Source organism: Kribbella sp. NPDC056951 (genome assembly GCF_042674205.1).
Lineage (GTDB): Bacteria > Actinomycetota > Actinomycetes > Propionibacteriales > Kribbellaceae > Kribbella > Kribbella yunnanensis.
In genome coordinates this window covers 207,398-222,143 of sequence record NZ_JBHUQZ010000009.1, presented here as the reverse complement: position 1 = coordinate 222,143, position 14,746 = coordinate 207,398, and the positions used below count along the sequence as shown (strand labels likewise).

9 protein-coding genes are annotated in these 14,746 nt (G+C 69.2%); 4 read left to right on the top strand and 5 right to left on the bottom strand.

Annotated elements, in window-relative coordinates; all coding sequences use genetic code 11:
- The first annotated feature begins 119 nt into the window (after positions 1-119).
- Together ACFTSF_RS30435 and ACFTSF_RS30430 are read left to right on the top strand one after the other, a co-directional pair.
- Positions 120-482 (top strand): hypothetical protein, encoded by a 363-nt coding sequence (locus ACFTSF_RS30435; RefSeq protein ID WP_380157672.1) that lies wholly within the window; start codon positions 120-122, stop codon positions 480-482.
- Positions 483-512: 30 nt separating this feature from the next.
- Positions 513-3,191, top strand: coding sequence for a S8 family serine peptidase (locus ACFTSF_RS30430; protein ID WP_380157670.1), 2,679 nt, complete (start codon positions 513-515; stop codon positions 3,189-3,191).
- On the opposite strand, the gene ACFTSF_RS30425 is transcribed toward ACFTSF_RS30430, so the two are convergent.
- Together ACFTSF_RS30425 and ACFTSF_RS30420 are read right to left on the bottom strand one after the other, a co-directional pair.
- Entirely contained in the window at positions 3,188-3,745 is a 558-nt protein-coding gene (locus ACFTSF_RS30425) for a HEAT repeat domain-containing protein (RefSeq protein WP_380157668.1), read from the bottom strand. The genes ACFTSF_RS30430 and ACFTSF_RS30425 overlap by 4 nt on opposite strands.
- 35 nt (positions 3,746-3,780) lie before the next feature.
- The gene (locus tag ACFTSF_RS30420; RefSeq protein WP_380157667.1) at positions 3,781-4,842 is read right to left on the bottom strand and encodes a hypothetical protein; all 1,062 of its coding nucleotides are present in this window, start codon (positions 4,840-4,842) and stop codon (positions 3,781-3,783) included.
- Positions 4,843-4,941: 99 nt separating this feature from the next.
- On the opposite strand from ACFTSF_RS30420, the gene ACFTSF_RS30415 reads away from it, so the two are divergent.
- Together ACFTSF_RS30415 and ACFTSF_RS30410 are read left to right on the top strand one after the other, a co-directional pair.
- Entirely contained in the window at positions 4,942-5,493 is a 552-nt protein-coding gene (locus tag ACFTSF_RS30415; RefSeq protein WP_380157665.1) for an RNA polymerase sigma factor, read from the top strand.
- The gene (locus ACFTSF_RS30410; RefSeq protein WP_380157663.1) at positions 5,490-6,563 is read left to right on the top strand and encodes a hypothetical protein; all 1,074 of its coding nucleotides are present in this window, start codon (positions 5,490-5,492) and stop codon (positions 6,561-6,563) included. Before ACFTSF_RS30415 ends, ACFTSF_RS30410 begins: the two co-directional genes overlap by 4 nt.
- Positions 6,564-6,614: 51 nt before the next feature.
- On the opposite strand, the gene acnA is transcribed toward ACFTSF_RS30410, so the two are convergent.
- From acnA to ACFTSF_RS30395, 3 genes are all read right to left on the bottom strand, one after another.
- Entirely contained in the window at positions 6,615-9,389 is a 2,775-nt protein-coding gene (acnA, locus tag ACFTSF_RS30405) for an aconitate hydratase AcnA (RefSeq protein ID WP_380157662.1), read from the bottom strand.
- Positions 9,390-9,528: 139 nt separating this feature from the next.
- Positions 9,529-10,461, bottom strand: a complete 933-nt coding sequence (locus tag ACFTSF_RS30400) for an LLM class F420-dependent oxidoreductase (RefSeq protein ID WP_380157660.1) — start codon at positions 10,459-10,461, stop codon at positions 9,529-9,531.
- 10 nt (positions 10,462-10,471) lie between these two features.
- Positions 10,472-14,737, bottom strand: coding sequence for a hypothetical protein (locus tag ACFTSF_RS30395; protein WP_380157659.1), 4,266 nt, complete (start codon positions 14,735-14,737; stop codon positions 10,472-10,474).
- Positions 14,738-14,746 lie beyond the last annotated feature (9 nt).

Here is a 14,746-nt window from a genome sequence, read left to right as displayed (position 1 = left end):
TGACCAGGAGATGGCCAGTGCGTGACAGAAATTGACGAAACACGTATTTAAGACTGGCTGAAGGCGCTCCGGCACGATGTGACCGCGGTCAAACCTGGCCGCTGACGAGGGGGGTCGTCATGGGGTGGGTCCGGTGCGGGCTGCTCGCTGCGGGATTGCTGATCATCGCGTCCTGTACGACGGGGACGGGCAGCACGCCTGCCGAGACTCCATCCGGTGAGTCGCAGCGCGTGATCGTCACCCTGGCCGGGAACTTCCGGCCCGAGGGTGAACTGGGGGATCAGGCGCGCCGTGCCCAACGCACCGCGATCCGGGCCGCACAGGACGCCGTACTGGCCGAGGTTCCCACGGCTCAGGTGATCCGGCGGTACGACGCCGTACCGCAACTGGCCCTGGTCGTCGACGCGGCTGCCCTCGACCGGCTGCAGCACTCACCGCGAGTCGCGGCTGTACAGCAGGACACCGCCCAGCAGTCCGGCTGAGGCGACAGCACAGTAATGGGGGAAATCACGATGCAAGTTCGAAGACTGTTCGTTGCGCTGGCCATGGCCGGTTTGGCAGCGAGCACGATGCAGATGCCGGCACAAGCTGCGCCCGAACCGAGTCCCGGTGAGAAACAGCTGATCGAGAAGGCCGGTCGGGAGGGTTCGGCCCGGGTGATCGTGCAGGTCGACCGGATCGCTGACAAGCAGCAGGTGCTCGACAACATCGACCAGGGCACGGCGGATCAGAACCGGACGTACCGGTCGTTCCCGCTGCTCGCCCTCGATGCCGACAAGGCCGCACTGACCGAGCTGGCCGCCGACCCGAACGTGGTCTCGATCCAACCGGACAAGCTCGGTTCGCCGTCGCTGACCGAGAGCATTCCGTTCATCCGCGCCAACACCGTGCACCAGCTCGGCTTCACCGGCGCCGGCCAGACGGTCGCGATCCTGGACACCGGAATCGACCTCGACCACCCGTTCTTCGGCAGCCGGATCGTCTCCGAAGCCTGCTACTCCAGCACCAGCGGCGCCAACGAGGTCTCGCTGTGCCCGAACGGGACGGCCAGCCAGACCGGGGCCGGATCCGCCGACGCCGAGACCGCACAGTGCCTCAACGGTACGGCGAACATCTGCCGCCACGGCACGCATGTCGCCGGAATCGCGGCTGGTGCCGGGACCGGCGTGACCGGTGCCCCGGGCAACGGTGTGGCTCCGGGCGCGAACATCATCGCGATCCAGATCTACCACCGCAACAACGTGGGCTGTAACGGCAATCCGCCGTGCCCGCAGTTCTACTACTCGGACTTCATCGCCGGGATGCAGCGGGTCCACGACCTGCGCAACACCTTCACGATCGCGTCCGCGAACCTGAGTGGTGGCGACACCAGCAACCAGTCCACCGCCTGTGACGGCAGCACGACGAAGGCATCGATCGACCTACTACTCGCGGACGGCATCACCACGACCATCTCGGCCATGAACGAGGGACACCCCAACGGCGTCGGCGAGCCTGCCTGCGTCTCCACCGCGGTGACGGTCGGCGCGATCGATGCCGATGGCAGTGGCAACGAGGTCGACAGCCCCGCCAGCTATTCGAACCGTGGCCCGATGCTCGACCTGTTCGCCCCCGGTACGTCGATCCGCGCATCGGTGCCGGACGACGCGTGGGCCAACCTCAGCGGTACGTCGATGGCCGCCCCGCATGTCGCCGGAGCGTTCGCGGCCTTGCGGAACGCCTACCCGAACGCCACCGCAGCCACCCTGCTCGGGTACCTGCGGGACACCGGCGTCGACATCACCTACCAGACCAGCCCGACGACCAACGCGACCACGCCGCGGATCGACCTGCTGGGCGCTCTGCAGCAGGGCAACAACCCGCCGACCATCAGCGCCGACAACAACACGGTGACGGTGAACGAGGGTACGACGGCCAGCAACGCCGGTGGCTTTGGCGATCCCGAAGGCCGGCCGGTCGCGCTGTCCGCCTCCAGCGGCAACGTCGCCGACGTCGGCGGCGGTCGCTGGTCCTGGACTTCAAGCACCAGCGACGGTCCGACCCAGAGTCGCGATGTCACCATCACCGCAACCGACGACAAGGGCGAGACCGCGACCACCACCTTCCACCTGACCGTCAACAACGTTGCTCCGGCGGCGACGATCGATCCGGCGCAGGTGAAGACGATCGGCGAGGGTTCGACGCTCGGGGTGAAGGCGTCGTTCGTTGATCCTGGGTCGGCTGACACGCACACGGCGAGCATCGACTGGGGCTTCGGGGCTCCGACCGCCGGTTCGATCGTGGGGACGACTGTCACCGGAAGCCGTGCGTACGGCGACAACGGGTCGTTCACCGTTGGTGTGAAGGTGACCGACGACGACGGTGGCAGCGGTACGGCGACCTTCCCGGTGCAGGTGACGAACGTGGCGCCGACCGCGGTTGTCGACGAGACCGGGGCGACGGTGATCAACGGCGTACCGACGTTCATCGCGCACAGTGGTGACCCGGTGAACTTCAAGGGTCGCTCGACCGATCCGGGTAGTGACGACCTCGCGCTCAGCTGGAGCTGGGGTGACGGGCCGCCCGCTCCGGATGTGACGACCAACTACCTGGTCAACCCGCCCGGAACGGATCCGGCCAGCAGCCCGAGCCTGCAGCCGCGTGACGTGACGGATGCGAAGTCGCACACGTTCGGCTCGGCATGCAACTACGACGTCGGGTTCACGGCTCGCGACGACGACAACGGTTCGAGTGCAGACTCGGCCAAGGTCATCGTGCAGGGCAACGCGCACCTGACCCGGATCGCGCCGCTGTGGTACCTGCAGACCCGCCCCGGGCTGCGGATCCCGCCGGTCGACCTGCCAGTGAGCACGATCAACTGCTACCTGCAGGTGGCGCAGCACATGAGCCCGGTCTTCTCCGAAGCTCGTGACGTCTCGACGATGGCCAAGGCGCACTCGGTCCTCAACATCCAGCTGCTGAACCCGAAGGCCGAGTTCGACCGGCAGGCGTTGACCGCCTGGCTCAACTTCGCCGACGGTTCGTTCGACCTTGGGACCCAGGTGGACACCAACCTGGACCTGCAGCTGGACAGCACCTTCGGCGCAGTGATGGCGCAGGCCGAGGCGATCCGCCTCAACCCGGCCTCGACCAGCAACCAGATCCGGCAGCAAACCCTGCTGCTGGAGAAGCTCAACACTCTGGGGTTCTAAGGCATTGGCCGATCCAATCGCTCACTGAGTTTCACCAGAGCACGCTCAACGGCGGCCCGGACTGTAAGGTCCGGGTCGCCTGCCAACTCCTCGACCGCGTCCACATGCTCGAACTCCCCCGCCGCACCGACAGCCCGTACGGCGGCCGCGCGCACCCGAGGCAACTCGTGCTCCAGCATCGGCAGCAGCGCATCGACCAACTGACCGAGTTCTCGCTGCGCAGTGATCCGCGCAACGTGCTCACGAACTCGCCACGCCGGATCGTCTGAAACCGCGAGCAGCGCATCCACCACGTCATCCCGCCAGACGTAGAGAAACACCCGAGCGGCCCAGACCCGGATCCAGTAGTAGTTGGCCGGATCGACCGGAGCCGTCCAGCCGCCCGGATTCGCCGACCCCGTGATCGCGACCAGCTTCGGCAGGTCCGCCCCGAACGCCGCCGTACCGGAGATCTCGCCGGTCAGGAACGCGACGGCCCAGTCGATCACCGTGTCCTGGCCGTGGACAGCACACGCAGCGTGCACCACCTCGCGCGGATGCTCCCGTTCCTTCATGGGCTCAGTAAAGCCCGTGCCACCGACAAAACTTGTCAGGCCAGCAGCCGGGCCCAGTCGTCCAGTTCCCGCAGGATCCGTGGCAGGTGCTCGGCGGCGTCGTGGAGCGAACGGGTGCAGTACGCGACTCGCTCCGCGCTCTCGTCGCGGTGCCCGAGCGCCACCCACAGGCACCAGGCGGTGAAGCTCAGGTGCCCGGCGAGCAACCCGGCAAAGGCCGTCGCATCAGCGGGCCCGGCCGGGCCGCCGTGGTCTCGGTAGGACCCGATCAACGAGCGGACGATCCGCGGGTCGCCGCCTGCGATGCTCCGCTCGTCGCGAGCGGCGAGCCGGACGGCGTTGCTCACCGCGTCCCACCACGGGACCTCGGCGGTCGCCGACTCCCAGTCGATCAGCACCAGTCCGGTCGGGGTGGCGAGGATGTTGGATCGGGCGGCGTCGCCGTGGGTCATCGTCAGCGGCAGGCGGTTCCGCAGCGCGTCGGCCAGCAGATCGGCCGAGTCCTCAACTACCCCAAGCACAGCGCGGGCCGCCCGACCCAGCGCCGGGTCGACCGTGCCCTGCCCCGCTACGGCCCGGTCTGCAGCGCTCTCGGCCTCGCCGACCCAGTCCCTCCACTCCTCCAGCGGGTGGACGGGCGACGCGTCGGCCTCCGGATCGACTGCCACGTCCAGCCGGGCGATCCGGGCCAGCACACCGCCCAGCCAGCCGGCCAGTTCCTCGTCGGGAACGCGGGCGTCGCGCAGGTCGCTGCCTTCCACCCACGTGGTCACCCGGGCCAGGTCGCCGTCGGCGTCCGGCGGCGCGTACCAGAAGCCCACGCTCGGTTCAGGCGGTTGGACGGGCCTCGGCATCGGGATGCCGGCCGCGGCGGCGGCGCTCTCGAGTCGATGCACGGTCCAGGCCTTCGTGCGCTGCCACTCGGCGAGGTCAGGGCGGTCGGCCGAGCCGAGGCGGTCGTGCTTGACCACCCAGCGTCCGTTCGTCGTCGACACGATGCGAGTGACGGCGGGGCGGTCCCCGTTGGCCAGCGGGCGGTCCTCCAGCACGGGCCCGAGGTCGAATGCGTGGGCGACCTGCTCGGCATCGATCGGCATCCGGGCATGATGCCACCCGCCGCCCGGCAGGCGCGACGCCATTTCAACTGTCCGGAAATGACCTGAGACGCCGCGCATACTGCCGGACATGGAAGAGGTATGACGGCTGAGGGCGCGTTCCGGGAGCTCTTCGAAGCGAACTTCCGGGAGCTACTCGGCTATGCCCTGCGCCGATGCAGCTCCCCCGACGACGCCGCGGACGTCGTGGCCGACACCATGCTGGTCGCTTGGCGCCGGTTCGACCAGGTGCCCACCGACGGTACAGCGAGGCTCTGGCTGTACGGCGTCGCGCGCCGGGTGCTCGCGAACCACCGGCGCGGGGTGCAGCGGCGGGACCGCCTCGGTGAGCGACTCCGCGTGGAGCTGCAGGACGTCGTACCGGATCACGCTGACGAGGTCGAGGCGAACGCCGTACTGGTGGCTGCCATGGCCGGGTTGAGCGACAACGATCGTGAGCTGCTGATGCTCACCGCGTGGGAGAACCTCGATCCGCAGGAAGCAGCGGTGGTGCTCGACGTACCGGCTCGGGTGGTGCGAACGCGGTTGCATCGGGCGCGTGCGCGGTTGCGGGAACGGCTGGGAGACGCGTTCACCGGTCACGGACATGTACGGGATGACAGAGCACTGCGACCAGCTCAGGAGGAGCGATGAACGACCGCGAACTCGACCGGCTGATCGCACGGGCCAACCCGTTCGGCGACGACAGCGTCCGGCATCTGCCGACCGACAGCGCCGAGTCCGAACTGCTGGAGGAGATCTTGACCACCACCGAACCTGCCACCCGGTTGCGGCCGAGCCGGCGCCGCCGGATCGCCCTCGGTGCCGCCGCCGCGGTCGCCGTCGCAGCAGCCATCGCCGTCGTCGGCGCCGTGCTGCCCAAGGACAGTCCGGTCGCACCGTTCGTCGCCCCACAGAGCGCGTACGGCGCGGAGGTGCGCGCGGTCGCCGAGGCCAACGAGCGGATCCTGATCGACGACCCGGCGTGGAAGATCTCCCGGGTCGACGAGTTCACCAAGGAGTCGGGCGCCATGACGCTCGCCAACGGTGACAAGACCTTCGAGATCACCTGGTACCCGGCCAAGGACTACAAGTCGTACTACGACGACCGGTTCCAGGGCACGGCCGGGCACTCCGAGGTCGAGGTGCTCGGCCAGAAGGGGACACTGTTCCGCTACGCGAACGACGGCTTCGACTTCGCGTTCATGCTGCCGTCGAAGGGCCCGAGCTTCGTGGAGACCCGCGCCGACCTCGGGTCCGAGGAGGCGTACCGGGCGATCCTCGGCAAGCTGAAGAAGGTCGACGTCGACACCTGGCTGGCGGCGATGCCGGAGGAGGTCGTGAAGCCGGAGAAGGTGCGTGCGGCCGTCGACCAGATGCTCAAGGAGGTCACCGTGCCGAAGGGCTTCAACGCCGCACCGCTCTACCAGGAGACGGTGATCGCGCGGTACCACCTCGGCGCCCGGGTCACCAGCGCCGCGTCCTGCGCCTGGCTCGACCAGTGGTCCGCCGCCACGAAGTCCGGCGACAAGGCGAAGGCGGCCGAGGCCGTCAAGGCCATGCAGGGCAGCAAGTCCTGGAAGATCCTGCACGACATGAACGCCGAAGGTGACACCCCGGAGATGATCTGGCTGCTCGCCGACGAGATCGCCGGCAAGGTCAAGCCCGAGGCCAAGTCCGGCAAACCCGCCGACGGCTACCAGGAAGCCCTCGGCTGCCGCTGAGAACGACGAAAGGGCCGACCGGATTGCAGTCCGGTCGGCCCTTTCTCTTGATCAGTTGGCGATCAGGGACCGCAGGACGTACTGCAGGATGCCGCCGTTGCGGTAGTAGTCCGCCTCACCGGGGGTGTCGATGCGGACGACCGCGTCGAACTCTTTGACCTCACCGGCCGGCGAGGTCGCGGTGACGTGCACGGTGCGCGGGATCGAGCCGTCGTTCAGCGCGGTGACGCCGCTGATGTCGAACGTCTCCTCGCCGGTCAGACCGAGCGACTCCGCGTTCTCACCCTCGGGGTACTGCAGCGGCAGCACGCCCATACCGATCAGGTTCGACCGGTGGATGCGCTCGAACGACTCCGTGATCACGGCCCGCGCGCCGAGCAGCGCCGTACCCTTGGCTGCCCAGTCGCGCGACGAGCCCGAGCCATACTCCTTGCCGGCCAGGATGACCAGCGGCGTACCGGCCTCGGCGTAGGCCTCGGAGGCTTCGTAGATGCTCGTCACCGGCGCGTCGGCCTTGGTGAAGTCGCGGGTGAAGCCGCCCTCGGTGCCGGGCGCGATCTGGTTGCGCAGGCGGATGTTCGCGAAGGTGCCGCGGATCATCACCTCGTGGTTACCGCGCCGCGAACCGTAGGAGTTGAAGTCCTTGCGGTCGATGTTGTGCTCGGCCAGGTACTTGCCGGCCGGGCTGTCGGCCTTGATCGCACCGGCCGGGGAGATGTGGTCGGTGGTGACCGAGTCGCCCAGCTTGGCGAGCACCCGTGCCCCGGCGATGTCGGTCACCGGCGACGGCTCGTGCGCCATCCCCTCGAAGTACGGAGGCTTCCGCACGTACGTCGACTCGGGATCCCACGCGAAGGTCTTGCCCTCCGGCGTCGGCAGCGACTGCCAGCGCTCGTCACCGGCGAAGACGTCGGCGTAGTCCTTGGTGAACATCTCCTTGGTGATCGAGGTCGAGATCACGCTCTCGACGTCGGCCGCCGACGGCCAGATGTCCTTCAGGAACACGTCGTTCCCGGCGGTGTCCTTGCCCAGGGCATCGGTCTCGAAGTCGAAGTCCATGGTGCCGGCCAGCGCGTACGCGATCACCAGCGGCGGGCTCGCCAGGTAGTTCATCTTCACGTCCGGGTTGATCCGGCCCTCGAAGTTGCGGTTGCCGGACAGCACCGACACCACCGCCAGATCGGCCGCCTGGACGCCGGCCGATACGGCCTCCGGGAGCGGGCCGGAGTTCCCGATACAGGTCGTGCAGCCGTAACCGACCAGGTGGAAGCCGAGCTTCTCCAGGTACGGCGTGACGCCCGCCTTCTCGTAGTAGTCGGTGACGACCTTCGACCCGGGGGCCAGCGAGGTCTTCACCCACGGCTTCGACGCGAGACCCTTGTCGACCGCGTTCTTGGCGAGCAGCGCGGCGGCCAGCATCACCGACGGGTTCGAGGTGTTGGTGCAGGAGGTGATGCTCGCGATCACGACGTGGCCGTGGTCGAGCTCGACCTCCTGGCCGTCCAGCGTGATCTTGGTCTTCTTGGTCGCCCGATCCTTGCTGGCGGCAACCTCATGCGGGCTGTCGTCGACATTGCCGTGCCCGTTCGGCGCGTCGCTGGCCGGGAAGCTGCCGGTCTCGGACGGGTCGACGTCCTTCTCCTCGGCGGCGTAGTCCGGCAGCACGCCGCGGAACGACTCCTTGGCCTTGCTCAGCTCGATCCGGTCCTGCGGACGCTTCGGTCCGGCGATCGACGGTACGACGGTCGACAGGTCCAGCTCGAGGTATTCCGAGAACCGCGGCTCGACGGCCGGGTTGTGCCACAGACCCTGCTCCTTGGCGTACGCCTCGACCAGTGCGACATCCTGGTCGGCGCGACCGGTCAGCCGCAGGTAGTCCAGCGTGACGTCGTCGATCGGGAACATCGCCGCGGTCGAACCGAACTCCGGGCTCATGTTGCCGATCGTGGCGCGGTTGGCCAGCGGCACCGCCGCGACGCCATCACCGTAGAACTCGACGAACTTGCCGACCACGCCGTGGGCGCGCAGCATCTGGGTGATCGTCAGTACGACGTCGGTCGCGGTCACGCCGGTCGGCACCGCACCGGTGAGCTTGAAGCCGACGACCCGCGGGATCAGCATGCTGACAGGCTGGCCGAGCATCGCGGCCTCGGCCTCGATACCGCCGACACCCCAGCCCAGCACGCCCAGGCCGTTCACCATCGTGGTGTGGCTGTCGGTACCGACGCAGGTGTCCGGGTACGCCTGGCCGTTGCGGACCATCACGGTCCGGGCCAGGTGCTCGATGTTCACCTGGTGCACGATGCCGGTGCCCGGCGGGACGACCTTGAACTCGTCGAACGCGGTCTGGCCCCAGCGCAGGAACTGGTACCGCTCACGGTTCCGCCCGTACTCGAACTCCACATTGCGTTCGAAAGCATCCGGCGTACCGAACACATCGATGATGACCGAGTGGTCGATGACCAGCTCGGCCGGCGCCAGCGGGTTGATCTTGGTCGGGTCACCGCCCAGCTCGGCCACCGCTTCACGCATCGTGGCCAGGTCGACCACACACGGCACCCCGGTGAAGTCCTGCATGATCACCCGGGCCGGGGTGAACTGGATCTCCGTGTCCGGAGCCGCGTTCTGGTCCCAATTGCCGAGTTTGCGGATGTGGTCGGCGGTGATGTTCGCGCCGTCCTCGGTGCGCAGCAGGTTCTCCAGCAGCACCTTGAGGGAGTAGGGCAGCGTCTCCGCCCCCTCGATACCCGCCAACCTGAAGATCTCGTACGACTGTCCGTTGACCTCGAGTGCCCCCTGGGCACCGAAGCTGTCGACGCTCGCCATCAACCTGCTCCTCTATCCGGTCCAGTTCCGCTGGGGCCCATCCTCCCGGGCCCCCGGCCCGGCCACGAGGTCAGGTAAACCTAACCTCGTGGCGGGGAAGTCTCTCGACATCAAGATACACGACATCGAGTCACTTCCGTTAGGAAACCTGGGGCAGCACCTCGGCCGCGATCAGGTCCAGGTGGTCGAGGTCCTGCAGATCCATGATCTGCACGTATTGGCGCTGCGAACCTGCTGCCGCGAACTGACCCAGGCGGTCGACGACCTCGGCCGGCGTACCGGCGATGGCGTTGGCCCGCAGGTCATCCGCGTCCCGGCCGATCGCATCTGCCCGCTGCTTCACCTCGGCGTCGTCCTTCCCGACAACGACCGTGTGCGCGGTCGACAGACTCAGCGTCTTCGGGTCGCGACCGGCCGCCGTACAGGCTGCTTGGACGCGCTCGAACATGACCGCCGTCTGCTCGACCGAACGGAAGCCGGCGTTGAACTCGGCGGCGTACTGCGCGGCGAGGGCCGGCGTGCGCTTCTTGCCGGCACCGCCGACGATGATCGGCGGGTGCGGCTGCTGGATCGGCTTCGGCAGCGCCGGGGAGTCGGTGAGCTGGTAGTGCTCGCCCTCGAAGTTGTACTTCTCCCCCACCGGCGTGTCCCAGAGCCCGGTGATCAACGCGAGCTGCTCGGTCAGCAGGTCGAACCGGCCCGGCGTATCCGGAAAGTCCAGCCCGTACGCCGCGTGCTCCGCCTCGAACCATCCCGCGCCAAGCCCGAGCTCCGCGCGACCGCCACTCATCTGGTCGACCTGCGCGACGGTGATCGCGAGGACACCCGGGTTGCGGAAAGTGGCCGAACTGACGAGCGTGCCGAGCTTGATGCGCTTCGTCTCGCGGGCCAGGCCGGCCAGCGTGATCCAGGCGTCGGTCGGCCCCGGCAGGCCGTTACCGTCGCCCATCGCGAGGTAGTGGTCGGAGCGGAAGAACGCGTCGAAGCCGTTCTCCTCGGTCTTCTGGGCGACGGCGAGGAGATCGTCGTACGAGGCGCCTTGCTGGGGTTCGGTGAAGATCCTGAGAAGCATGCGGACAACGCTATCTCGCGCTGGTGTACAGCTTCTCCACGTACGACGGCTGCCACTGCGGAGCCCGCGCTGTCAGGCGACGAGCGAGGTTGCCGACGTCCAGCCGCGACTCGACCGGCGTGTCCCACCACTCAGGCACCTGGTCGTACCACCGGTCGATCCTTAGTGTGCGACCAGCGGCGTCGAGGCGGGCGAACAGCCACCCACCGTGCTCCCCCTGCGCCTCGGTCACCCACAGATCCCCAAGCAGCTCGCTTAACTTGTCGGCCGCGAACTCAGGGTCGTCCACCTCAGGCGGCTCCAGATCAAACCGGTACGAAGGCGCCCCCGGATCAAGCACCTGCACCTGAATCGTGAACCCAGAAGGCACGATCGCAGTCCTCGCTCGACACCACGCATGCAGAGCATCAAACGCCGGCGATCCCTTAGGCCGCGGCCGGCTCCGCTCCCGCTCAGCCCGCATGGCTTCCTCAAGCGACCCCGGCACAAGCTCGACCCCAGGCCCATCAGCCCCAACAAGCCCCAGCCCCGGAATAGACATCCCACCAGCACTAGCCAGCGCGCCCAGCCCCGCCGACGTCCCGAAGCCCGCCTCCCCACGGCCAGCCTCGGCATACACCTCCTCTGGCGCCTCCACGCCGGTGCCCGCGTCGGCGTACCCCGCCTGCGGTCCGCCCTCGCGACGCGCCTCGCCGTACGCCGTCTGCGGCCCGCCCCCGTCGTCGCCCGCCTCGGCGTACGCCGTCTGCGGCTCATCATCGAACACCGCCGGAATCACCCCGGTCGGCTCATCCTCCGCCCACTCCTCATCCGACCCGCCGCCCGGCGCATACTCATTCGCCGGCCACCCGTCACCAACCGCCTCGCCATCCTGCGCGCGCCCGCTGTCGGACCACGCCTCGCCATCCGGCACGTGCCCGTTCTGCGGCCACGCCCCGCCCGCCGCTTCGCGGGCCTGCGCGCGCCCGTCCTCCGGCCAGGCCTCGGCAACCACCCCGCCATCCTGCGGGCGTCCGTTGTCGGACCACGCCTCGGCAACCGGCTCGCCGCCCTGGACGTGCGCGTCCTCCGACCACGCCTCGGCGACTGGCTCGCCGTACGGCGCGTGCCCGTTCTGAGCGTGCACCTCCGGCTCGTCGTACTGCGCGTGTGCCTCCGGCACGCGAGTCAGCGCATCGGACGCACCGGCGCGCTCCCATTCGTCCTCGGCCGGTTCCTGCATGGCCGCAGCGGCGTCGACCACGGGGATCTCGCCGGTGGGCTCGTCGTCACCAACCACGGACGCGACCTGCCCCGGCTGCCCATCCGGCCAAGGCGACGGCTCCCGCGGCTCAGGAACCGGCTCCGGCCCAGGCTCAGGTGCCGGCACCGGATCGGGCACAGGCTCCGGCTCCCCCGGCGGCACCGGCTGCGGAACCGGCTCCGGCTCAGGCCGCGGCATCGGCTCAGGCGTCGGGTACGGCGTCGGATCGGGGCCTGGGTAGGGAGTTGGGTCCGGGCCGGGGTACGGCGTCGGGTCCGGGCCGGGGTAGGGAGACGGATCCGGCGCGGGATACGGGGTCGGATCTGGAGCGGGGTACGGGGTCGGATCCGGGACTGGGAAGGGCGACGGCTCAGGGTCCGGGTACGGCGTCGGATCTGGGCCGGGCCGCGGTGTCGGATCCGGAGTGGGCGTCGGATCCGGGGTCGGATGTGGGTAGGGGTCCGGCTGCGGTTCGGGTGTCGGACGGGGGTCCGGGCCGGGTGCGGGGTACGGGTCAGGGCCTGGAGTGGGGCGGGGATCCGGCGACGGATGAGGGGTTGGAGCAGGCTGCGGATCCGTGGGCTGCGGCCAGGGGCCCGGGGTGGGCTGCGGCCACGGCTGTGGGTGAGGCTCGACCTGAGCTTCAGGGTATTGATCGGTCGAGGCTTCGACGATCACCGGGATCTCAGCCGTCTCGTCATCCAGTACGGCGTCGGGTTCGGCAGCCGCTCCCGGCGCAAACGGACTACCCGACGACTCACCAACTCCCGCAGACTGCCGCCCGAACGGACTCCCCGCATCCACCTCGCCCACCGGCTCCCCCGCGCGAGCGGGATTCGGTGGGAACTGGTCGGCCGGCGTACCACCTGGCTCGGCTGAACGCGGTGCGAATGGGGACGCGTCGACCGCACCCGCGTTGGGGGCGGGTACGGCGGGGTTCGGCGCCTGCCGGGTGGATTCGCCTTGGTGCGGCGCGAATGGGTTGTCCGTCGGTTCAGCGCGGTCCGGCGAGCCGACGGGATCAGCAGCCGCTGGTGCGAACGGCGACGGTCCGGTGAACGAGGCCTCGTCGTCAGCCGGTACGGCGGCGATCTCCGCGGTGGGTGCATCGTCGTCATCGGCGAAAGCAGCAGCCGGGGTGCCGACCTCGGGGCTCGAGCCGTCGGAAGCGGTCGGTTGTGCGGTGCTAGGGGCCGCCGGAGCGTCGGTGGTGCTCGGCGCAGACGCGTTGGAGGACGGCGGTGCCTCGACCCACTGGCCGTTGACCCAGGCCGGGCCGTCCCAGCCCCCGTTCGCCTGTCCGGGACCCGCCGCAACCTGCGCATCCGCTGCAGGAGCAGCAGGCTGGTGACCAGCAGCCACGCCCCGATCCGACGCACGCCCGACCGGCGAATGATCCGCCGTCACATCCGAATCCGACACCGGAGCAAACGGCGAGTAGGCCGCCGTCGCCTGCGGATCCGCCGCGGGCGCGGACTGCGAGCGGGCCGCAACCCCGCCCGGATCCGAGACACGAGCGACCGGCGAATGATCCGCGGTCACGTCCAGATCCGACGCAGGAGCGAACGGCGAGTAGGCCGCCGTCGCCTGCGGGTCCGCTGCAGGAGCAGCAGGCGGGTGGGGTGCCGTCGCGCCCCGATCCGATGCACGAGCGACCGGCGAGTGATCTGCCGTCACGTCCGAATCGGACACAGGTGCGAACGGCGAATGCGCCGCCGTCGCGCCCGGGTCCGACGTGGGAGCGAACGGCGAGTGGACCGCCGGCTCCTCCGAGGCGGGGGGTAACGGCGCGCACTCGGCGGTTGCGTCGTCGGGCGACGGGGCGTCTTGGAAGGGGGTGTATTCGCTGGTGGCGTCGGCGTCGGACCAGGCTGGTTGTTCGGCGGTTTCCCAGTCTGGGTCGGGGGTGGTGGGGGTTGCTGGGGTGTCGGCGAAGAGGCTGGCGTAGAAGTCGTCGCCTTCGTGGCGGCCGTCGCCTACGCGTGGGGGCTCCGACGAAGGCAGGCGGTTGTAGGGGAGGCCGTTGTCGGGGACGTCTGTCGGGACGTAGGAGCCAGGGGCGGGAGCAGCAGGTGCGGCGGCGGCCGGCGGAGCGGGCTCGTCTTGTTTGCGGCGGCGGAGCCAACCCTGCTTCTTGCCGACCACCCCGTACTCATCGGACTTCTCGTCACGCCCGAAGGGGACCTGCTGGTACGCCGCGGGTTGACCGGACTCGAGCGGGATCCCGCCGGTATCGGTGGCGATCGGCTGCCCGGTGAACGGGCTGATTCCCGGCGGCACGACGAACGATTCTTCGTCGTACCCGGCCCGGCCGTCGTCGCGTGCTCCAGTCACGACAGGCTCAACGACCGAACCCACCGGTGCGTCAGGCTCGGACGGAAACTTTTCCGCGACTGCAAGATTCGCCGTGAACTCCCGCGCCGCAGCCACCCCGACCGGGATGTTCGGCTGCACCGGCGACCGCGGGTCGATGGTGAACGCCGCGAAGAACGCACCCAGCGCCTCAGGCGTGATCGCCCCACCGGTCCGGATCAACGCGATCCCCGCCGGAAGCAGCGAGTCGAGACCACCGAGGTAATCGGCCCACTCCGCGACCCACTCGATCATCTCGCGGGCGGAGTCCTCCTCCGAGGTGATCCAGCCGCCGATCTCGAGGAACCCGTCCGGTACCGGCTCCCACGGGTCCCCCTCGTACGCCGCGCGCGCCCAAGTCCCGTTGAAGGCGCCGTAAACGAACCCCAACTCCCCCGCAGCCAGCCTCTGCCGCACCTCCGGCTGCCCGATCCACTCCGGCGAGCCGGCCAGCAGATCCGACCCAGCCGTCTGGCTGTGCTGAGTCTGATACCCGAACAGCACCGCCCGACCGTCACCGAGCCGCTGAAGCCGCAGGATGGAGCCGGTCTCGTCCTGGTGGTAGTACCCGCCCACATCGGCGTACCACCGCCGGTCGAAACCGGTGGCGTGGGACACGGCGGCCAGCGCGCTCCAGCGAGCGCGCAACTCCTCCGGGTCGTCGAGGTCAACGAGCGGCATTCAGGTCTC